The organism is Pseudomonas sp. SDO5522_S412 (assembly GCF_054071215.1).
Genome location: NZ_JBSVWQ010000026.1, coordinates 1 through 21,517 on the forward strand (window position 1 = coordinate 1; position 21,517 = coordinate 21,517).

Genomic DNA, 21,517 nt, shown 5'->3' on the forward strand with positions numbered 1-21,517 from the left:
CGTCAAGATTAAATTCCAGAACCCCTGATTGCTTATGCAGTCAGGGGTTTTGTTTTGCGCGGTCGGAAAATTTGGGTGGTCGAATTTCAGGCATCTTCAATGCTAACGTCCTGCCTTTCTATGCAATGGCCTAATGCATGGCTATCATGCGTGCCTCATTGTGAGGCGAGACCTGCATGCTGACGTTGTTGAAACTTCTAAAAGATGGTCGATTCCACTCCGGGGAGGCGCTCGGTGCTGCCTTGGGTGTCAGTCGCAGTGCTGTATGGAAGCAGCTTCAGCATCTCGAGGCGGAATTGGGTCTACCTATCCATAAAGTGCGCGGCAGGGGGTATCAGTTGGCTGCGCCCCTGATACTGTTAAGTGCCGATGAAATAGCTCGGCATGTACCTGTTCCTGCATGGCCTGTTCATATCTCTGACTCCATTGACTCTACCAATGCCGAGGCATTGCGGCTGATTGAATCGGGTCGCACTGCGCCATTTCTTGTGCTTTCAGAGCAGCAAACTGCAGGCAGGGGAAGGCGCGGACGAAAGTGGGTCAGTCCTTTCGCTCAAAACGTCTACTACAGCCTTGTGATGCGGATCGAAGGCGGCATGCGTCAGTTGGAAGGGCTAAGCCTGGTGGCCGGACTTGCAGTTATGCAGGCGCTGCGCGACGCGGGTGTTCGTGGTGCAGGATTGAAGTGGCCAAATGACGTTTTGGTCGGGCAGAAAAAAATCGCCGGAATTCTCCTGGAACTGGTCGGGGATCCCGCTGACGTCTGTCACGTCGTTATTGGTATCGGCATCAACGTGAACATGCAGAAGGCGGATGAGGTCGATCAGCAATGGAGCTCCGTACAGTTGGAGAGCGGCAGTGCTGTTGATCGCAACTACCTGGTAGCGCGTCTTGGAGTGCAGCTGCAGGCTTATCTTGAGCGTCACCAGGCATCTGGATTTTCGGCAATCCAGGGTGAGTGGGAGCAAAGCCATTTATGGCAGGGCCGGCCTGTATCGCTCATCGCGGGCGTGAACCAGATTGACGGCGTGGTGCTGGGGGTCGATGGGCAAGGTGCATTGCGGTTGAGCGTGGATGGTGTTGAGAAAGTATATAGCGGTGGTGAGCTAAGCCTGAGGTTGCGTGATGATTCTTGAGCTCGACTGTGGGAATAGCTTTATCAAATGGCGGGTACTTGAGTCGGATAAGGCTCGTATCTTTGCCGAAGGTGTCGTTGGGTCGGATGCCTCGCTGATCGACAGCCTGTTCGCGCTCACGGGGCTCGCGTTAAAAGACTGCCGGCTGGTGAGTGTTCGCGCTTCGGATGAGACAAGTCAACTGGTCGCTACCCTGGTCGAGGCATTTGGCGTCAAGGTGCTGTGTGCTGCTTCGGCGAGGCAGATGGGTGGGGTGCGGAACGGGTACGAAGATTTCGAGCGCCTGGGACTGGATCGTTGGCTCGCGATGCTGGGTGGGTTTCAGCTGGCGTCGGGCGCGTGCCTGGTGCTCGATTTTGGCACCGCCGCAACAGCAGACTTCATTTCCGCAGACGGTGAGCATCTCGGCGGTTTCATTTGTCCGGGGATGCCGCTGATGCGAAATCAGCTTCGAACACATACCCGCAAAATACGCTATGACGATATCGCCGCTGAACGGGCTCTTGAGGCGCTGTCTCCAGGGCGCACAACTGTGGAGGCGGTAGAGCGCGGCTGTACGCTCATGCTGAGGGGTTTTGTGTTGACCCAGCTGGAGTTGGCTCGAAGCTATTGGGGGAGCGATTTTACCGTCTTCCTTACCGGTGGGGACGCTGAGCTCGTGGCTGACGCTGTGCCTCACGGTAGGCTTGTCCCTGATCTGGTTTTTGTTGGCTTGGCGATGGCGTGCCCTTTGTCCTGAGGTTTTTATGCGTTGGCTGTTTCTGCTTTTGCTGGTCCTCAATGTCTTCTATTACATCTGGCATCAGCAGGAGGCCCCTCTGCGCGCTAAAGATGTCACGCCTTTGGCTCTCTATCGTGGTTCTCAGCAAGATATCCGCCTGTTGAGCGAATCGGCTGATGCGATGGTTCGGCGAGACAGGGCAAAAGCGCCTGATGCGCAGGCGATGTGCTTGTATATCGGCGGTTTGCCTGATCAGAAAGAGGCTCAATCCGTTGAGCAGCGCCTCACGAGCCTGGATATCAAGGTCAGGCTGCAGTCTCTGAACCTGCCTGATGCGTCGGGATACTGGCTGCGAGTGGCCCCTGAAAGCAGGCGTCTGGCCGATGATCTGCCCTTTGAAAACCTTGCTAATGAATTCAATGAGTTAAAACATAAAATAATGCCGTGCGAAGGCATTGCAACCTTCGAATAGTTTGCATAGAATGGCGCCCGCTTCGCAGTGAAGACCTTCTAGGTCGACAGGGTGAAGTGAAGGTCAACGCAGCTAACCTCATATTTTTTAATGAGAAAATGCTTGACAGAAGGCTGGCATGATGTAGAATGCCGGCTCGCTTAGGAGGGGTTCCCGAGCGGCCAAAGGGATCAGACTGTAAATCTGACGTCTACGACTTCGAAGGTTCGAATCCTTCCCCCTCCACCATTTTAGCGTGAGCTGCAAGCTCCGCGGGTATAGTTTAGTGGTAGAACCTCAGCCTTCCAAGCTGATGATGCGGGTTCGATTCCCGCTACCCGCTCCAAGTTTGCAGGTTGTGCAAGTTGTTTCGCTCTTGTAGCTCAGTTGGTAGAGCACACCCTTGGTAAGGGTGAGGTCAGCGGTTCAAATCCGCTCAAGAGCTCCATATAACAAGGCAGATATGAAAATATCTGCCTTTGTTTTAACAGCTACCTCCGGTTGAATATGCCCTCTCTCGCTGTTTTGTTTGGGTGGGTTTCAGGTCTGCAGGGGTTTGTTGTTGTAAAGTCTTTTTCAGATCGGCATAATTGTCGGCCTGATTTTGTTTTAGGTCAGTAGCTCAATTGGCAGAGCGACGGTCTCCAAAACCGTAGGTTGGGGGTTCGATTCCCTCCTGACCTGCCAGATTCACTTGGTGTGTCTGGCTTTCTTTTCACAGGATCTTCATAGATGACTCCTAAGGCTGAAGCTCAAGGCTCTCGCTTCGATCTGCTCAAGTGGCTTGTAGTAGTCGCTGTTGTGGTTGTAGGCGTTGTTGGCAACCAGTACTACTCTGGGTCGCCAATCCTGTACCGTGTCCTCGCATTGCTCGCCCTTGCTGCTGTTGCTGCCTTTGTTGGCCTGCAGACTGCAAAAGGCAAGTCGTTTGCGGTCCTGGTGAAGGAAGCTCGTACCGAGATCCGTAAAGTCGTTTGGCCGACTCGCCAAGAAACCACGCAGACCACGTTGATCGTGGTAGCTGTTGTTCTGGTTATGGCGTTGCTGTTGTGGGGGCTTGATTCCCTGCTCGGCTGGCTTGTTTCCTTGATTGTTGGCTAAGGGTGTCCCGTGGCTAAGCGTTGGTACGTTGTGCATGCTTACTCGGGTTACGAGAAGCATGTCATGCGCTCTTTGCTAGAGCGCGTAAAGCTGGCAGGCATGGAAGATGGCTTCGGCGAAATTCTGGTTCCCACTGAAGAAGTGGTTGAAATGCGTAATGGCCAGAAACGCAAAAGCGAACGTAAGTTCTTCCCTGGCTACGTGCTGGTTCAAATGGACATGAATGAGGGTACTTGGCACTTGGTCAAGGACACTCCTCGCGTCATGGGTTTCATCGGCGGTACCGCTGATAAGCCTGCTCCGATCACTGACAAAGAAGCAGAAGCAATTCTGCGTCGCGTTGCTGATGGTAGCGACAAGCCCAAGCCGAAGACGTTGTTCGAGCCGGGTGAGGTTGTTCGTGTCACAGATGGTCCGTTCGCTGATTTTAACGGCACCGTCGAAGAAGTTAACTACGAAAAGAGCCGGATCCAAGTGGCAGTGCTCATTTTCGGTCGCTCTACTCCGGTAGAGCTAGAGTTCAGCCAGGTCGAAAAAGTCTAGCTGAGCAAGCATCCCAACCCCGCAGCCTTAGGCTGTGGGGTTTTGTCGTCACTGGGATAAACGCGCAAGTAACCGGGGAGCCTTTCGAGGCGTTCGAACCCGTAATTGGAGTGCCTCATGGCCAAGAAGATTACCGCTTACATCAAGCTGCAAGTGAAGGCCGCTCAGGCCAACCCAAGCCCACCTGTTGGTCCAGCTCTGGGTCAGCACGGCGTGAACATCATGGAGTTCTGCAAGGCCTTCAACGCCCGTACTCAGGGTATTGAGCCAGGTCTGCCGACTCCAGTGATCATCACTGTATACAGCGACCGTAGCTTCACCTTCGAAACCAAGTCGACCCCGGCTTCGGTTCTGTTGAAGAAAGCTGCTGGTCTGACTAGCGGTTCCGCTCGTCCTAACACCGTTAAGGTTGGCACCGTGACCCGTGCTCAGCTGGAAGAAATCGCGAAAACCAAAAACGCGGATCTGACTGCAGCTGATATGGATGCAGCCGTGCGTACCATCGCCGGTTCTGCTCGTAGCATGGGCCTTAACGTGGAGGGTGTGTAATGGCTAAGCTGACCAAGCGCCAAAAGGCTATCGCCGGCAAAATCGAAGCGGGCAAGTCCTACAATTTTGTAGACGCTGCTGCTCTGCTGACCGAGCTGTCGACTGTCAAGTTCAGCGAGTCTGTTGACGTTGCTGTAAACCTGGGCGTTGACCCACGTAAATCCGACCAGGTCGTTCGTAGCGCTACTGTGCTGCCACACGGTACTGGCAAGACCGTACGTGTAGCTGTCTTCACCCAAGGCCCAGCAGCTGAAGCTGCTCTGGCCGCCGGCGCCGATCGCGTTGGCATGGACGACCTGGCTGCCGAAATGAAAGGCGGCGACCTGAACTATGACGTCGTAATTGCTTCCCCGGATGCAATGCGCGTTGTAGGTCAGCTGGGTCAGATCCTTGGTCCACGTGGTCTGATGCCTAACCCTAAAGTCGGCACCGTGACTCCAGACGTAGCTACCGCGGTTAAAAACGCCAAGGCTGGTCAGGTTCGTTATCGCACCGACAAAAACGGCATCATTCACACCTCCGTTGGCAAAGTCGGCTTTGATGCCGTCAAGCTGAAGGAAAACGTTGAAGCCCTGATCGCTGATCTGAAGCGTATCAAGCCAGCTTCCTCGAAAGGTATCTACGTCAAGCGCGTTACCCTGAGCACCACTATGGGCCCAGGTCTGGTCATCGACCAAGGCTCGCTGGACGTATAAGACGCAAATTGGCGCAAGTAATTGCGCCAATTGAAAGATTGGGGTCCCTGCCTGGCGGGGGCTATCCAAGACCGTAGGCGACGCAAGTCTTAAACCACAAGCCTACGCAGATGGTGCTCCCGGTTCCTTACCGAATCAGACACCAAAACGACATCCGGCCCAGGCCAGATGAAACGGTAACAAGCAGGAGTTAAACCCGTGGCAATTAATCTCGAAGACAAGAAGGCCATCGTCGCTGAAGTCAACGAGGCTGCCAAAGCTGCTCTGTCCGCTGTCGTGGCTGATGCCCGTGGTGTGACAGTAAGCGCTATGACCGGACTCCGTAAAGAGGCTCGTGAAGCTGGCGTATACGTACGTGTTGTACGTAACACCCTGCTCAAGCGCGCTGTTGCTGACACTGAATACAGTGTCCTCAACGACGTGTTCACCGGCCCGACCCTGATTGCGTTCTCCAAGGAACATCCTGGCGCTGCTGCCCGTTTGTTCAAGGAATTCGCCAAGGGTCAGGATAAGTTCGAGATCAAGGCAGCTGCGTTCGAGGGCAAGTTCCTCGCAGCTAACCAAATCGACGTACTGGCAACACTGCCGACCCGTAACGAAGCTATTTCTCAGCTGATGAGCGTGATTCAAGGCGCTACCAGCAAGTTGGCTCGTACTCTGGCCGCAGTTCGCGAGCAAAAAGAAGCTGCCGCAGCCTAAGGCTGAGCATCTCCTCTCGCGTATTTTTGTTTATTTCGATGGCCGCGTAGGCCGTCCCCCAATTCAGGAATTACAGCAATGTCTATCTCCCAAGACGATATCCTCAACGCCGTAGCTGAAATGTCGGTTCTGCAGGTTGTTGAGCTGATCAAAGCTTTCGAAGAAAAATTCGGTGTTTCCGCTGCCGCTGCTTCGGCTGGCCCAGCTGTTGCCGCTGTTGCTGCTGAAGAGCAAACCGAATTCAACGTCATGCTGCTGGAAGCTGGCGAGAAGAAAGTAAACGTGATCAAGGCAGTACGTGAACTGACCGGTCTGGGCCTGAAAGAAGCCAAGGCAGTAGTTGACGGCGCCCCTGCCCAGGTTCTGGAAGCAGTGTCGAAAGACGCAGCTGACAAAGCTAAAGCAGTGCTGGAAGAAGCAGGCGCTAAAGTCGAGCTGAAGTAAGCATCGACCTTGCGTCTCCAGCCCAAGCGTTAAGCTGAAGGCTGATGGCTGGTGGCTCTTGCCACCGGCCTTTTTCCGTTATTGGCAATCGACTCGGTCGTCGCCTATAACGCGCTGTAACCACCCGATGCGGTGGCGCAAACCATGGGGTTTGCAAGATTTTCTGGCTGCTCCCGTCGGGAGGGGCCAAACAAGCAGGTGACCAAGCTGGGGAACGCTGATGGCTTACTCATATACTGAGAAAAAACGTATCCGCAAGGACTTTAGCAAGTTGCCGGACGTCATGGATGTCCCGTACCTTCTGGCTATCCAGCTGGATTCGTATCGTGAATTCTTGCAGGCGGGAGCGACCAAAGATCAGTTCCGCGACGTGGGCCTGCATGCGGCCTTCAAATCCGTTTTCCCGATCATCAGCTACTCCGGCAATGCTGCGCTGGAGTACGTCGGTTATCGCCTGGGCGAACCGGCATTTGATGTCAAAGAATGCGTGTTGCGCGGTGTTACGTACGCCGTACCTTTGCGGGTAAAAGTCCGTCTGATCATCTTCGACAAAGAGTCGTCGAACAAAGCGATCAAGGACATCAAAGAGCAAGAAGTCTACATGGGTGAAATCCCCCTGATGACTGAGAACGGTACCTTCGTTATCAACGGTACCGAGCGCGTTATCGTTTCCCAGTTGCACCGTTCCCCGGGCGTGTTCTTTGACCACGACCGCGGCAAGACGCACAGCTCCGGCAAGCTCCTGTACTCCGCGCGGATCATTCCGTACCGCGGTTCGTGGTTGGACTTCGAGTTCGACCCGAAAGACTGCGTGTTCGTGCGTATCGACCGTCGTCGCAAGCTGCCGGCCTCGGTACTGCTGCGCGCGCTCGGCTATACCACTGAGCAAGTGCTGGACGCTTTCTACACCACTAACGTATTCCACCTGAGCGGCGAAACCCTCAGCCTGGAACTGGTGCCTCAGCGCCTGCGTGGTGAGATTGCCGTTCTGGACATCCAGGACGAAAAAGGCAAGGTCATCGTTGAAGCCGGCCGCCGTATTACCGCGCGCCACATCAACCAGATCGAAAAAGCCGGTATCAAGACGCTGGAAGTGCCTCTGGACTACGTCCTGGGTCGCACCACCGCCAAGGTCATCGTGCACCCGGCCACCGGCGAAATCCTGGCTGAATGCAACACCGAGCTGAACACCGAGATCCTGGCGAAAATCGCCAAGTCCCAGGTTGTTCGCATCGAGACCCTGTACACCAACGACATCGACTGCGGCCCGTTCGTCTCCGACACCCTGAAGATCGACTCCACCAGCAACCAATTGGAAGCGCTGGTCGAGATCTATCGCATGATGCGTCCTGGCGAGCCACCAACCAAAGACGCTGCCGAGACCCTGTTCAACAACCTGTTCTTCAGCCCTGAGCGCTATGACCTGTCTGCGGTCGGCCGGATGAAGTTCAACCGTCGTATCGGTCGTACCGAGATCGAAGGTTCGGGCGTGCTGTGCAAGGAAGACATCGTCGCGGTACTGAAGACCCTGGTCGACATCCGTAACGGCAAAGGCATCGTCGATGACATCGACCACCTGGGTAACCGTCGTGTTCGCTGCGTAGGCGAAATGGCCGAGAACCAGTTCCGCGTTGGCCTGGTACGTGTTGAGCGTGCGGTCAAAGAGCGTCTGTCGATGGCCGAAAGCGAAGGCCTGATGCCGCAAGACCTGATCAACGCCAAGCCAGTGGCTGCGGCGGTGAAAGAGTTCTTCGGTTCCAGCCAGCTCTCGCAGTTCATGGACCAGAACAACCCGCTCTCCGAGATCACCCACAAGCGCCGTGTTTCCGCACTGGGCCCGGGCGGTCTGACTCGTGAGCGTGCAGGCTTTGAAGTTCGTGACGTACACCCGACTCACTACGGTCGTGTATGCCCGATTGAAACGCCGGAAGGTCCGAACATCGGTCTGATCAACTCCCTGGCTGCCTATGCGCGCACCAACCAGTACGGCTTCCTCGAGAGCCCGTACCGCGTGGTGAAAGACGCACTGGTCACCGACGAGATCGTGTTCCTGTCCGCCATCGAAGAAGCTGATCACGTGATCGCTCAGGCTTCGGCCACGATGAACGACAAGAAAATGCTGATCGACGAGCTGGTAGCTGTTCGTCACTTGAACGAGTTCACCGTCAAGGCGCCGGAAGACGTCACCTTGATGGACGTATCGCCGAAGCAGGTAGTTTCGGTTGCAGCGTCGCTGATCCCGTTCCTGGAGCACGATGACGCCAACCGTGCGTTGATGGGTTCCAACATGCAGCGTCAAGCTGTACCGACCCTGCGCGCTGACAAGCCGCTGGTAGGTACCGGCATGGAGCGTAACGTAGCCCGTGACTCCGGCGTTTGCGTCGTGGCTCGTCGTGGCGGCGTGATCGACTCCGTTGATGCCAGCCGTATCGTGGTTCGTGTTGCCGATGACGAAGTTGAAACTGGCGAAGCCGGTGTCGACATCTACAACCTGACCAAATACACCCGCTCCAACCAGAACACCTGCATCAACCAGCGTCCGCTGGTCAGCAAGGGTGATCGGGTTCAGCGCAGCGACATCATGGCAGACGGTCCGTCCACCGATATGGGTGAGCTGGCACTGGGTCAGAACATGCGCATCGCGTTCATGGCCTGGAACGGTTACAACTTCGAAGACTCCATCTGCCTGTCCGAGCGTGTGGTTCAGGAAGATCGCTTCACCACGATCCACATTCAGGAACTGACCTGTGTGGCGCGTGACACCAAGCTTGGGCCAGAGGAAATCACTGCAGACATCCCGAACGTGGGTGAAGCTGCACTGAACAAGCTGGACGAAGCCGGTATCGTTTACGTAGGTGCTGAAGTTGGCGCAGGCGACATTCTGGTAGGTAAGGTCACTCCGAAAGGCGAGACCCAACTGACTCCGGAAGAGAAGCTGTTGCGTGCCATCTTCGGTGAAAAAGCCAGCGACGTTAAAGACACTTCCCTGCGTGTACCTACCGGTACCAAGGGCACTGTCATCGACGTACAGGTCTTCACCCGTGACGGCGTTGAGCGTGATGCTCGTGCACTGTCCATCGAGAAGACCCAACTCGACGAGATCCGCAAGGATCTGAACGAAGAGTTCCGTATCGTTGAAGGCGCGACCTTCGAACGTCTGCGTTCCGCCCTGGTAGGCCACAAGGCTGAAGGCGGCGCAGGTCTGAAGAAAGGTCAGGACATCACCGACGAAGTACTCGACGGTCTTGAGCACGGGCAGTGGTTCAAACTGCGCATGGCTGAAGATGCTCTGAACGAGCAGCTCGAGAAGGCCCAGGCCTACATCGTCGATCGTCGCCGTCTGCTGGACGACAAGTTCGAAGACAAGAAGCGCAAACTGCAGCAGGGCGATGACCTGGCTCCAGGCGTGCTGAAAATCGTCAAGGTTTACCTGGCAATCCGTCGCCGCATCCAGCCGGGCGACAAGATGGCCGGTCGTCACGGTAACAAAGGTGTGGTCTCCGTGATCATGCCGGTTGAAGACATGCCGCACGATGCCAATGGCACCCCGGTCGATGTCGTCCTCAACCCGTTGGGCGTACCTTCGCGTATGAACGTTGGTCAGATCCTTGAAACCCACCTGGGCCTCGCGGCCAAAGGTCTGGGCGAGAAGATCAACCGTATGATCGAAGAGCAGCGCAAGGTTGCGGACCTGCGCAAGTTCCTGCACGAGATCTACAACGAGATCGGCGGTCGCAACGAAGAGCTGGACACCTTCTCCGACCAGGAAATCCTGGATCTGGCGAAGAACCTGCGCGGCGGCGTTCCAATGGCTACCCCGGTGTTCGACGGTGCCAAGGAAAGCGAAATCAAGGCCATGCTGAAACTGGCAGACCTGCCAGAAAGCGGCCAGATGCAGCTGTTCGACGGCCGTACCGGCAACAAGTTTGAGCGCCCGGTTACTGTTGGCTACATGTACATGCTGAAGCTGAACCACTTGGTAGACGACAAGATGCACGCTCGTTCTACCGGTTCGTACAGCCTGGTTACCCAGCAGCCGCTGGGTGGTAAGGCTCAGTTCGGTGGTCAGCGTTTCGGGGAGATGGAGGTCTGGGCACTGGAAGCATACGGTGCTGCTTACACTCTGCAAGAAATGCTCACAGTGAAGTCGGACGATGTGAACGGTCGGACCAAGATGTACAAAAACATCGTGGACGGCGATCACCGTATGGAGCCGGGCATGCCCGAGTCTTTCAACGTGTTGATCAAAGAAATTCGTTCCCTCGGCATCGATATCGATCTGGAAACCGAATAACACGTGACGCGAATCGAGAGCGGGGCTGTTTAGCCCGCTCTCTGCTCCGCCAGGAGGAAAGGCCTTGAAAGACCTACTGAATTTGCTGAAAAACCAGGGTCAAGTCGAAGAGTTCGACGCCATCCGTATTGGGTTGGCATCGCCTGAGATGATCCGTTCGTGGTCGTTCGGTGAAGTTAAAAAGCCGGAAACCATCAACTACCGTACGTTCAAACCAGAGCGTGACGGCCTGTTCTGCGCCAAGATCTTTGGCCCGGTAAAGGATTACGAGTGCCTGTGCGGTAAGTACAAGCGCTTGAAGCACCGTGGTGTGATCTGCGAGAAGTGCGGCGTTGAAGTTGCACTGGCCAAGGTTCGTCGTGAGCGCATGGCGCACATCGAGCTGGCTTCGCCGGTTGCCCACATCTGGTTCCTGAAATCACTGCCGTCCCGTATCGGCTTGCTGATGGACATGACCCTGCGTGATATCGAACGCGTTCTCTACTTCGAGAGCTATGTCGTTATCGATCCAGGCATGACCACCCTTGAAAAGGGTCAGCTGCTGAACGACGAGCAGTACTTCGAAGCGCTGGAAGAGTTCGGCGACGATTTCGATGCCCGCATGGGTGCCGAAGCTGTCCGCGAACTGCTGCACGCTATCGACCTGGAACACGAGATTGGCCGTCTGCGTGAAGAAATTCCGCAAACCAACTCCGAAACCAAGATCAAGAAGCTGTCCAAGCGTCTGAAGTTGATGGAAGCCTTCCAGGGTTCCGGCAACTTGCCAGAGTGGATGGTGCTGACCGTTCTGCCGGTTCTGCCGCCAGACCTGCGTCCGCTGGTACCGTTGGATGGCGGTCGCTTCGCGACTTCCGACCTCAACGACCTGTACCGTCGCGTGATCAACCGTAACAACCGCTTGAAGCGTCTGCTCGACCTGTCCGCTCCGGACATCATCGTGCGCAACGAAAAGCGTATGTTGCAGGAAGCTGTCGATGCCCTTCTCGACAACGGTCGTCGTGGCCGCGCTATCACCGGTTCGAACAAGCGTCCTCTGAAATCCCTGGCTGACATGATCAAGGGTAAGCAGGGTCGTTTCCGTCAGAACTTGCTCGGTAAGCGTGTTGACTACTCCGGTCGTTCGGTAATTACCGTAGGCCCGACCCTGCGTCTGCACCAGTGCGGTCTGCCGAAGAAGATGGCTCTCGAGCTGTTCAAGCCGTTCATTTTCGGCAAGCTGGAAATGCGTGGTCTCGCGACCACCATCAAAGCTGCCAAGAAAATGGTCGAGCGCGAGCTGCCAGAGGTTTGGGACGTTCTCGCTGAAGTGATCCGTGAACACCCGGTTCTCCTCAACCGTGCACCGACCCTTCACCGTCTGGGTATCCAGGCGTTTGAACCAGTACTGATCGAAGGTAAGGCTATCCAGCTGCACCCGCTGGTCTGTGCTGCGTACAACGCCGACTTCGACGGCGACCAAATGGCCGTGCACGTACCGCTGACGCTGGAAGCCCAGCTGGAAGCGCGTGCGTTGATGATGTCGACCAACAACATTCTGTCGCCAGCCAACGGTGAGCCAATCATCGTTCCGTCGCAGGACGTTGTATTGGGTCTGTACTACATGACTCGTGAAGCGATCAACGCCAAGGGCGAAGGTCGTGTGTTCGCGGATCTGCAGGAAGTTGACCGTGTGTTCCGTGCCGGCGAAGCCGCACTGCACGCCAAGGTTAAAGTCCGCATCCACGAAACCATCAACGATCGTGACGGTGGCAGCGTCAAGAACACCCGTATCGTCGACACCACTGTCGGCCGTGCGCTGCTGTTCCAGGTTGTTCCACCTGGCCTGTCGTACGACGTGGTCAACCAGCCAATGAAGAAAAAGGCGATCTCCAAGCTGATCAACCAGTGCTACCGCGTGGTTGGTTTGAAAGAGACCGTTATCTTCGCTGACCAGTTGATGTACACCGGTTTTGCTTATTCGACCATTTCCGGCGTTTCCATCGGTGTTAACGACTTCGTTATCCCGGACGAGAAAGCCGCCATCATCGGTGCTGCCACCGATGAAGTGAAAGAGATCGAAAGCCAGTACGCCTCCGGCCTGGTAACCCAGGGCGAGAAGTACAACAAAGTGATCGACCTTTGGTCCAAGGCCAACGACGAAGTGTCGAAGGCGATGATGTCGAACCTCTCGAAAGAGCGTGTTATCGACCGTCATGGCGTGGAAGTCGATCAAGAGTCGTTCAACTCGATGTACATGATGGCCGACTCGGGCGCACGGGGTTCTGCTGCGCAGATCCGTCAGCTCGCCGGTATGCGTGGCCTGATGGCCAAGCCGGACGGTTCCATCATCGAAACGCCGATTACTGCGAACTTCCGTGAAGGTTTGAGCGTACTTCAGTACTTCATCTCGACTCACGGTGCTCGTAAAGGTCTGGCGGATACCGCGTTGAAAACCGCTAACTCCGGTTACCTGACTCGTCGTCTGGTAGACGTTGCGCAAGACTTGGTTGTGACTGAAGTTGACTGCGGCACCGAACACGGTCTGCTGATGACTCCGCACATCGAAGGCGGCGACGTTGTAGAACCGTTGGGTGAGCGCGTACTGGGTCGAGTAATCGCCCGTGACGTATTCAAGCCAGGTACCGAGGAAGTCATCGTTCCTGCCGGCACCCTGGTAGACGAGAAGTGGGTCGAGTTCATCGAACTCAACAGCATCGACGAAGTGATTGTTCGCTCGCCGATCAGCTGCGAAACCCGCTACGGCATTTGTGCCAAGTGCTACGGCCGTGACTTGGCTCGTGGTCACCAGGTGAACATCGGTGAAGCGGTCGGCGTTATCGCTGCCCAGTCCATCGGTGAGCCGGGTACCCAGCTGACCATGCGTACGTTCCACATCGGTGGTGCGGCAAGCCGGACCTCCGCAGCCGACAGCGTTCAGGTGAAGAATGGCGGTACCGTCCGTCTGCACAACCTGAAGCACGTTGAGCGAGTGGATGGCCACCTGGTTGCTGTGTCCCGCTCCGGTGAGCTGGCAATCGCTGATGACTACGGTCGTGAGCGTGAGCGTTACAAGCTGCCGTACGGTGCTGTGATTTCGGTTAAAGAAGGTGACAAGGTCGACGCTGGCGCAATCGTGGCCAAGTGGGATCCGCACACTCACCCAATCGTTACCGAAATGAAAGGTACCGTGACCTACGTGGGCATGGAAGAAGGCATCACGATCAAGCGTCAGACTGACGAATTGACCGGTATGACCAACATTGAAGTACTCGACGCCAAAGACCGTCCAGCTGCAGGCAAAGATATCCGTCCTGCCGTGAAGATGGTTGATGACAACGGCAAGGATCTGTTGCTGCCAGGCACTGACGTTATCGCTCAGTACTTCCTGCCAGCCAACGCCCTGGTCGGTGTTGCGGATGGTGCGAAGATCGCGATCGGTGATGTTATCGCTCGTATCCCGCAAGAAACTTCGAAGACCCGTGACATCACCGGTGGTCTGCCGCGTGTTGCCGACTTGTTCGAAGCTCGTCGTCCGAAAGAAGCGTCGATTCTGGCTGAAGTCAGCGGCACCATTGCGTTCGGTAAAGAGACCAAGGGCAAGCGCCGCCTGGTTATCACCCCGAACGACGGTAGCGATCCGTACGAAGAGCTGATTCCGAAGTGGCGTCACCTGAACGTCTTCGAAGGCGAACAGGTAAACCGCGGCGAAGTTATCTCCGACGGCCCGAGCGATCCACACGACATCCTGCGTCTGCTGGGTGTGAGTGCGCTGGCCAAGTACATCGTTAACGAGATCCAGGACGTTTACCGTCTGCAAGGCGTGAAGATCAACGATAAGCACATCGAGACCATCCTGCGTCAGATGCTGCGTAAAGTTGAAATCGCTGAATCCGGCGATTCGAGTTTCATCAAGGGCGACCAGATGGAACTGACTCACGTACTGGTAGAGAACGAGCGCCTGGCGAACGACGAGAAATTCGTTTCCAAGTTCACTCGTGTGTTGCTGGGTATCACCAAGGCGTCGTTGTCCACTGAGTCGTTCATCTCGGCGGCCTCCTTCCAGGAGACCACTCGCGTACTGACCGAAGCAGCGGTAACCGGCAAGCGCGATTACCTGCGCGGCCTGAAAGAAAACGTGGTTGTGGGTCGTCTGATCCCGGCCGGTACCGGTTTGGCCTACCACAGCGAGCGTAAGCGTCGCCGTGAACTCGACAAGCCGTTGCGCGTAAGCGCCAGTGAAGTGGAAGCTGCACTGACCGAAGCGCTGAACTCAAGCGGTAACTGAGTTCTGCGGTAAATAAGACCGGGCCCTGGCAGCCCCGTTCGTCGGATCGAGACAGATTTGTCCCGGTTCGATGGAAGGGGAGGTCGGGGCCTTGCCTTGACTGGGGACAAGATCCTCTTTAGACTCTTGTACCCCTAAATTTGGCGGGAATTCGTTCCTGCCATTTTGCTTTTCTTGCAAGACAATAGCGTCGCAAGACAACAGTGGAGCTAGTAGATGGCAACTATCAACCAGCTGGTACGTCAGCCGCGTAAGCGTATCGTCGAGAAATCCGACGTGCCTGCGCTGCAGAACTGCCCGCAACGTCGTGGCGTATGCACTCGCGTGTATACCACTACGCCGAAAAAACCTAACTCGGCACTGCGTAAAGTATGCCGTGTGCGCCTGACCAACGGTTTCGAGGTTTCCTCGTACATCGGCGGTGAAGGTCACAACCTGCAAGAGCACAGCGTGGTACTGATCCGCGGCGGTCGTGTAAAAGACTTGCCAGGTGTTCGTTACCACACCGTACGCGGCTCCTTGGATACTTCCGGCGTTAAAGGTCGTAACCAGGGTCGTTCGAAGTACGGTACCAAGAAGCCTAAGTAGTAGCGGCTTTTTGTAAAACTGAATCATCTTATTTTCTGAGTCGATAAGAGTAAGGTCGGAGGCGTCCCGAAAGGGCACCGATTCCGAGCGAACCTGAAGACCGTTTGAGGGCTTATCCATGCCAAGAAGACGCGTAGCAGCCAAGCGCGAAGTGCTTGACGATCCAAAATACGGAAGCCAAATCCTGGCCAAGTTCATGAACCACGTAATGGAAAGCGGCAAGAAAGCCGTTGCCGAGCGTATCGTTTATGGCGCGCTGGAAAAGGTTAAAGAACGCAAGAACAGCGACCCCCTGGAAATCTTCGAGAAAGCTCTCGACGCCATCGCTCCGCTGGTCGAAGTGAAGTCGCGCCGTGTAGGCGGTGCTACTTACCAGGTTCCGGTTGAAGTTCGCCCGTCCCGTCGTAACGCTTTGGCAATGCGCTGGTTGGTAGACTTCGCCCGTAAGCGCGGCGAGAAGTCTATGGCCCTGCGTTTGGCTGGCGAACTGTTGGACGCTGCTGAAGGTAAAGGTGCTGCTGTTAAGAAGCGTGAAGACGTGCACCGTATGGCTGAAGCCAACAAAGCTTTCTCGCACTACCGCTTCTAATTCTAGCTTCACTAATTTTGCGAGGGCTTTATGGCTCGTACTACTCCGATTAGCCGCTACCGTAACATCGGTATCGTTGCTCACGTGGATGCTGGTAAAACCACCACCACCGAGCGCGTACTGTTTTACACCGGCAAAAGTCACAAAATGGGCGAGGTGCATGACGGCGCCGCGACCACAGACTGGATGGTTCAGGAGCAGGAGCGTGGTATTACCATTACTTCTGCTGCTATTACCGCCTTCTGGAAAGGTTCCGAGAAGCAGTACAAGGACGAGCACCGCTTCAACGTAATCGATACCCCGGGCCACGTAGACTTCACCATTGAAGTTGAGCGTTCCCTGCGTGTACTCGACGGCGCTGTCGTTGTGTTCTGCGGTACTTCGGGTGTTGAGCCTCAGTCGGAAACCGTATGGCGTCAGGCCAACAAGTACGGCGTTCCACGTCTTGTTTACGTAAACAAGATGGACCGTGCTGGTGCCAACTTCCTGCGCGTGATCGGTCAGATCAAACAGCGTCTGGGTCACACTCCGGTGCCAATCCAGTTGGCTATCGGTTCCGAAGACAACTTCCAGGGTCAGATCGATCTGATCAACATGGAAGCTGTTTACTGGAATGACGCTGACAAAGGCATGGTTCCTGTTCGTAAGCCTATCCCTGCAGAACTGCAGGAGCTGGCTGACGAGTGGCGTAACAACATGGTTGAGGCTGCTGCTGAAGCCAGCGAAGAGCTGATGAACAAGTACCTCGAAGGTGAAGAGCTCACCAACGTGGAAATCAAGGCCGCTCTGCGTCAGCGTACTATCGCTGGTGAGATCGTTCTGGCTGTTTGCGGTTCTTCCTTCAAGAACAAGGGTGTTCCCCTGGTTCTCGACGCCGTTATCGACTACCTGCCTGCTCCAACCGACATTCCTGCTATCAAGGGTACCAACCCTGATAACGAGGAAGAAGAGATGGAGCGTCACGCCGATGACAGCGAGCCGTTCTCGGCTCTGGCGTTCAAGATCGCTACTGACCCATTCGTGGGTACTTTGACCTTCGTCCGCGTTTACTCGGGCGTGTTGGCCTCCGGCGACGGCGTGATCAACTCGGTTAAAGGCAAGAAAGAGCGTGTGGGTCGTATGGTGCAAATGCACGCAAACGCCCGTGAAGAGATCAAGGAAGTACGTGCTGGTGACATCGCGGCCCTGATCGGCATGAAGGACGTCACCACTGGTGAGACCTTGTGCGACGCTGCCAAGCCAATCATCCTGGTTCGCATGGACTTCCCGGAGCCGGTTATTTCGGTTGCCGTTGAGCCTAAGACCAAGGATGACCAGGAAAAAATGGGTATCGCTCTGGGCAAGCTTGCTCAGGAAGATCCATCTTTCCGCGTCAAGACTGATGAAGAGACTGGTCAAACGATCATCTCCGGCATGGGCGAGCTTCACCTGGACATCCTGGTTGACCGGATGCGCCGTGAGTTCAACGTCGAAGCCAACATCGGTAAGCCTCAGGTTTCCTATCGTGAGCGCATCACGAAGAACTGCGAAATCGAAGGCAAATTCGTTCGTCAGTCCGGCGGTCGTGGCCAGTTCGGCCATTGCTGGATCCGTTTTGCTCCTGCTGATGAAGGTCAGGAAGGTCTGCAATTCGTGAACGAAGTAGTGGGCGGTGTTGTTCCTAAGGAATACATCCCGGCTATCCAGAAGGGTATCGAAGAGCAGATGAAGAACGGTGTTGTTGCCGGCTATCCGCTCATCGGCCTGAAGGCGACCGTTTTTGACGGTTCTTACCACGACGTCGACTCCAACGAGATGGCGTTTAAGGTGGCTGCTTCCATGGCTACCAAGCAACTGGCCCAGAAGGGCGGTGGTGAGTTGCTTGAGCCAATCATGGCAGTAGAAGTCGTTACGCCTGAAGACTACATGGGTGACGTGATGGGCGACCTTAACCGTCGTCGCGGCATGATCTTGGGTATGGAAGATACGGTTTCCGGCAAAGTGATTCGTGCCGAGGTTCCGTTGGGCGAGATGTTCGGTTATGCGACCGACGTTCGTTCCATGTCTCAGGGTCGCGCAAGCTACTCTATGGAATTCAAAAAATACAACACAGCTCCGGCGCACATCGCTGAAACTGTATCCAAAAAACAAGGCTGATTCAGTCCTTTAGGCAAGGAGTTAATTGTCGTGGCTAAAGAAAAATTTGATCGTTCCCTACCGCACGTAAACGTTGGCACTATCGGCCACGTTGACCACGGTAAAACCACTCTGACCGCTGCTCTGACTCGCGTCTGCTCCGAAGTTTTCGGTTCGGCTCGTGTTGACTTCGACAAGATCGACAGCGCACCAGAAGAAAAAGCTCGTGGTATCACCATCAACACCGCGCACGTTGAGTACAACTCGCTGATCCGTCACTACGCTCACGTTGACTGCCCAGGTCACGCTGACTATGTGAAGAACATGATCACCGGTGCTGCCCAGATGGACGGCGCGATCCTGGTTTGCTCGGCCGCTGATGGTCCGATGCCACAAACCCGTGAGCACATCCTGCTGTCCCGTCAGGTAGGCGTTCCGTACATCGTGGTTTTCCTGAACAAGGCTGACCTGGTAGACGACGCTGAGCTGCTGGAACTGGTTGAGATGGAAGTGCGCGATCTGCTGAGCACTTACGACTTCCCGGGCGACGACACTCCGATCATCATCGGTTCTGCTCGTATGGCTCTGGACGGTCTTGACGACAACGAAATGGGCACCACTGCCGTTCGTAAACTGGTTGAGACTCTGGACAGCTACATCCCAGATCCAGTTCGTGTTATCGACAAGCCGTTCCTGATGCCAATCGAAGACGTATTCTCGATCTCCGGTCGTGGTACTGTTGTGACTGGTCGTATCGAGCGCGGTATCGTTAAGGTTCAAGATCCACTGGAAATCGTTGGTCTGCGTGACACTACCGTCACCACCTGCACCGGTGTTGAAATGTTCCGTAAACTGCTCGACGAAGGTCGTGCAGGCGAGAACTGCGGCGTTCTGCTGCGTGGTACCAAGCGTGACGACGTTGAGCGTGGCCAGGTTCTGGTCAAGCCAGGTTCGGTTAAGCCGCACACTACCTTCGAAGCTGAAGTGTACGTGTTGAGCAAAGAAGAAGGCGGTCGTCACACTCCGTTCTTCAAAGGCTACCGTCCACAGTTCTACTTCCGGACCACTGACGTGACCGGTAACTGCGAACTGCCGGAAGGCGTTGAAATGGTAATGCCAGGCGACAACATCAAAATGGTTGTCACCCTGATCAAAACCATCGCAATGGAAGATGGTCTGCGTTTCGCTATCCGTGAAGGCGGTCGTACCGTCGGCGCTGGCGTCGTAGCCAAAATCATCGCTTAATAAGTGATGACTTGAAAAAGCCCCCGCTCAGCGGGGGCTTTTTTATTGAGTTGACACCCATATGGGGCGTCTATAGAATTGCGCCTCCTTTTAACGGGCGTGTTGCGCTCGCTGGGAATAGCAGCCGGAGTCTGAAATCCAATGGCAAATCAGCAAATTCGTATCAGGTTGAAGGCTTTTGACCACAAACTGATCGACCAATCCACCCAGGAAATCGTGGAAACCGCGAAACGTACTGGTGCTCAAGTGCGTGGTCCAATTCCACTGCCTACCCGTAAAGAGCGGTTCACCGTTCTGGTCTCCCCGCACGTCAACAAAGACGCGCGTGACCAGTACGAGATCCGTACTCATAAGCGCGTGCTGGACATCGTCCTGCCAACGGATAAAACCGTTGATGCACTTATGAAGCTTGATCTGGCGGCCGGTGTGGAAGTACAGATCAGCCTCGGCTAAGACTTGGGTCTTAGTCGTGTAACGCTCTGAAATGGGCGGCCATAGCGGGTGAAAGCCCCGTACACTCATGAGGTTTACAACATGACTATTGGTGTAGTCGGTCGTAAATGCGGTATGACCCGTATTTTCACCGAAGAAGGTGTCTCCATTCCGGTCACGGTCATTGAGATCGAACCGAATCGCGTCACCCAGTTTAAAACTGAAGAAACCGATGGCTATCGTGCAGTGCAAGTCACTGTCGGCGAGCGTCGTGCTTCGCGTGTGACTGCTGCTCAAGCAGGTCACTTCGCTAAAGCAAACGTTGCAGCTGGTCGTACTGTCATGGAGTTCCGTCTAGAAGACGGCGACTACCAGGCTGGCGATCTGATCAACGCTGAAATCTTCGCCGCTGGTCAACTGGTTGATGTAACCGGTCAGTCCAAGGGTAAAGGCTTCCAGGGTACGATCAAGCGTTGGAATTTCCGTGGCCAAGACAACACTCACGGTAACTCCGTTTCCCACCGCGTCCCGGGCTCTATTGGCCAGTGCCAGACTCCTGGTCGTGTATTCAAGGGCAAAAAAATGTCCGGTCATATGGGCGCTGAGCGCGTGACCGTGCAGTCCCTCGAAGTAGTGCGCGTCGACGCTGAACGCAATCTGTTGTTGGTCAAGGGTGCTGTTCCTGGCGCTACTGGCGGCAACCTGGTTGTACGTCCAGCGGCCAAGGCTCGCGGTTAAGGGGAAGCTGACATGCAATTAAACGTAAATGACGCTCAAGCGATCGAAGTTTCCGAACTGACATTTGGCGGCGAATTCAACGAGACGCTGGTTCACCAAGCAGTCGTGGCCTACATGGCCGGCGGCCGTCAAGGTAGCAAGCAGCAAAAGACCCGTTCCGACGTTCGTGGTGGCGGTAAGCGCCCTTGGCGTCAGAAAGGTACTGGCCGCGCTCGTGCCGGTACTATCCGTAGCCCAATCTGGCGTGGCGGCGGTACCACTTTCGCAGCACGTCCACAGGATCACACCCAGAAGCTCAACAAGAAGATGTATCGCGCAGCACTGCGCTCCATCCTTGCTGAACTCGTGCGTACTGATCGTCTGGTCGTGGTTCAGGACTTCGCTGTTGAAGCGCCGAAAACCAAAGATCTGCTGAACAAGCTGAACGGCATGGGCCTGACTGACGTCCTGATCGTGTCTGAAGCTGTTGATCAGAACCTGTACCTGGCTGCTCGCAACCTGCCACACGTTGATGTACGTGACGTGCAAGGTTCCGATCCAGTTAGTCTGATCGCATACGACAAGGTGTTGATCACCGTGTCGGCCGTGAAGAAATTCGAGGAGCTGCTGGGATGAACCAGGAACGCGTATTTAAAGTTCTGCTTGGCCCGCACGTTTCCGAAAAGGCTACGGTTCTGGCTGACAAGAAAGGCCAGTTCGTTTTCAAGGTTGCAACTGACGCAACCAAGCTGGAAATCAAGAAGGCCGTCGAAAGCCTGTTCAGCGTGAAAGTAGAGCGTGTTACTACCCTGAATGTTCTGGGTAAGAGCAAGCGCACTGCTCGCGGTCTGGGCAAGCGTAATGACTGGAAGAAGGCAGTTATCTCCCTTCAGCCAGGCCAAGATCTCGATTTCAGCAGCAGTGCTGAGTAAGG

Annotated in this window: 19 protein-coding genes and 4 tRNA genes; all 23 read left to right on the top strand. The window is 55.4% G+C overall.

Annotation, left to right across the window (positions count from 1 at the left end):
• Positions 1-176: 176 nt before the first annotated feature.
• The 23 genes from birA (at position 177) to rplW (ending at position 21,515) form a co-directional block, all read left to right on the top strand.
• Positions 177-1,136, top strand: coding sequence for a bifunctional biotin--[acetyl-CoA-carboxylase] ligase/biotin operon repressor BirA (birA, locus tag ACW9I6_RS08630; protein ID WP_457339187.1), 960 nt, complete (start codon positions 177-179; stop codon positions 1,134-1,136).
• Positions 1,126-1,875 carry a pantothenate kinase gene (locus ACW9I6_RS08635; RefSeq protein ID WP_087692333.1) on the top strand — a complete coding sequence of 250 codons (750 nt, stop codon included), beginning with the start codon at positions 1,126-1,128 and terminating at the stop codon, positions 1,873-1,875. The genes birA and ACW9I6_RS08635 overlap by 11 nt, the downstream gene beginning before the upstream one ends.
• Positions 1,876-1,882: 7 nt before the next feature.
• The gene (locus ACW9I6_RS08640; RefSeq protein WP_003210101.1) at positions 1,883-2,329 is read left to right on the top strand and encodes a hypothetical protein; all 447 of its coding nucleotides are present in this window, start codon (positions 1,883-1,885) and stop codon (positions 2,327-2,329) included.
• A 143-nt stretch (positions 2,330-2,472) separates the two neighbouring features.
• Positions 2,473-2,557, top strand: a tRNA-Tyr gene (locus ACW9I6_RS08645).
• A gap of 23 nt (positions 2,558-2,580) precedes the next feature.
• Positions 2,581-2,654: transfer RNA gene (locus ACW9I6_RS08650), tRNA-Gly, on the top strand.
• A gap of 26 nt (positions 2,655-2,680) precedes the next feature.
• Positions 2,681-2,756, top strand: a tRNA-Thr gene (locus ACW9I6_RS08655).
• Positions 2,757-2,919: 163 nt separating this feature from the next.
• Positions 2,920-2,995: transfer RNA gene (locus tag ACW9I6_RS08660), tRNA-Trp, on the top strand.
• Positions 2,996-3,040: 45 nt separating this feature from the next.
• The gene (secE, locus tag ACW9I6_RS08665) at positions 3,041-3,409 is read left to right on the top strand and encodes a preprotein translocase subunit SecE (protein WP_003210099.1); all 369 of its coding nucleotides are present in this window, start codon (positions 3,041-3,043) and stop codon (positions 3,407-3,409) included.
• 9 nt (positions 3,410-3,418) lie between these two features.
• On the top strand, positions 3,419-3,952 hold the full coding sequence (gene nusG / locus ACW9I6_RS08670; RefSeq protein WP_003176436.1) for a transcription termination/antitermination protein NusG: 534 nt from the start codon (positions 3,419-3,421) through the stop codon (positions 3,950-3,952).
• A gap of 117 nt (positions 3,953-4,069) precedes the next feature.
• Positions 4,070-4,501, top strand: coding sequence for a 50S ribosomal protein L11 (gene rplK, locus ACW9I6_RS08675; protein WP_003210097.1), 432 nt, complete (start codon positions 4,070-4,072; stop codon positions 4,499-4,501).
• Positions 4,501-5,196, top strand: coding sequence for a 50S ribosomal protein L1 (gene rplA / locus ACW9I6_RS08680; RefSeq protein ID WP_003176434.1), 696 nt, complete (start codon positions 4,501-4,503; stop codon positions 5,194-5,196). Before rplK ends, rplA begins: the two co-directional genes overlap by 1 nt.
• A 198-nt stretch (positions 5,197-5,394) precedes the next feature.
• Positions 5,395-5,895 (top strand): 50S ribosomal protein L10, encoded by a 501-nt coding sequence (gene rplJ / locus ACW9I6_RS08685; RefSeq protein WP_003210095.1) that lies wholly within the window; start codon positions 5,395-5,397, stop codon positions 5,893-5,895.
• Positions 5,896-5,973: 78 nt separating this feature from the next.
• Positions 5,974-6,339 carry a 50S ribosomal protein L7/L12 gene (gene rplL, locus ACW9I6_RS08690; RefSeq protein WP_003210093.1) on the top strand — a complete coding sequence of 122 codons (366 nt, stop codon included), beginning with the start codon at positions 5,974-5,976 and terminating at the stop codon, positions 6,337-6,339.
• A 220-nt stretch (positions 6,340-6,559) separates the two neighbouring features.
• Complete coding sequence (gene rpoB, locus ACW9I6_RS08695; RefSeq protein ID WP_017476319.1) at positions 6,560-10,633, top strand: DNA-directed RNA polymerase subunit beta; 4,074 nt, start codon at positions 6,560-6,562, stop codon at positions 10,631-10,633.
• A gap of 64 nt (positions 10,634-10,697) precedes the next feature.
• On the top strand, positions 10,698-14,897 hold the full coding sequence (gene rpoC / locus ACW9I6_RS08700) for a DNA-directed RNA polymerase subunit beta' (RefSeq protein WP_003210090.1): 4,200 nt from the start codon (positions 10,698-10,700) through the stop codon (positions 14,895-14,897).
• Between the two features lie 216 nt (positions 14,898-15,113).
• Positions 15,114-15,485, top strand: a complete 372-nt coding sequence (rpsL, locus tag ACW9I6_RS08705; protein WP_002555494.1) for a 30S ribosomal protein S12 — start codon at positions 15,114-15,116, stop codon at positions 15,483-15,485.
• 118 nt (positions 15,486-15,603) lie between these two features.
• Positions 15,604-16,074, top strand: a complete 471-nt coding sequence (gene rpsG / locus ACW9I6_RS08710) for a 30S ribosomal protein S7 (protein WP_002555493.1) — start codon at positions 15,604-15,606, stop codon at positions 16,072-16,074.
• A 30-nt stretch (positions 16,075-16,104) separates the two neighbouring features.
• Positions 16,105-18,210: an elongation factor G gene (gene fusA, locus ACW9I6_RS08715; RefSeq protein ID WP_003210087.1), complete on the top strand. Its 2,106-nt coding sequence runs from the start codon at positions 16,105-16,107 to the stop codon at positions 18,208-18,210.
• 30 nt (positions 18,211-18,240) lie between these two features.
• Complete coding sequence (tuf, locus tag ACW9I6_RS08720) at positions 18,241-19,434, top strand: elongation factor Tu (protein ID WP_003210085.1); 1,194 nt, start codon at positions 18,241-18,243, stop codon at positions 19,432-19,434.
• 141 nt (positions 19,435-19,575) lie between these two features.
• The gene (gene rpsJ, locus ACW9I6_RS08725; protein WP_003210084.1) at positions 19,576-19,887 is read left to right on the top strand and encodes a 30S ribosomal protein S10; all 312 of its coding nucleotides are present in this window, start codon (positions 19,576-19,578) and stop codon (positions 19,885-19,887) included.
• Positions 19,888-19,968: 81 nt separating this feature from the next.
• Positions 19,969-20,604 (top strand): 50S ribosomal protein L3, encoded by a 636-nt coding sequence (gene rplC, locus ACW9I6_RS08730; protein WP_003194649.1) that lies wholly within the window; start codon positions 19,969-19,971, stop codon positions 20,602-20,604.
• Between the two features lie 12 nt (positions 20,605-20,616).
• Positions 20,617-21,219, top strand: a complete 603-nt coding sequence (gene rplD / locus ACW9I6_RS08735; protein ID WP_003210082.1) for a 50S ribosomal protein L4 — start codon at positions 20,617-20,619, stop codon at positions 21,217-21,219.
• On the top strand, positions 21,216-21,515 hold the full coding sequence (gene rplW, locus ACW9I6_RS08740) for a 50S ribosomal protein L23 (protein ID WP_002555488.1): 300 nt from the start codon (positions 21,216-21,218) through the stop codon (positions 21,513-21,515). The genes rplD and rplW overlap by 4 nt, the downstream gene beginning before the upstream one ends.
• Positions 21,516-21,517 lie beyond the last annotated feature (2 nt).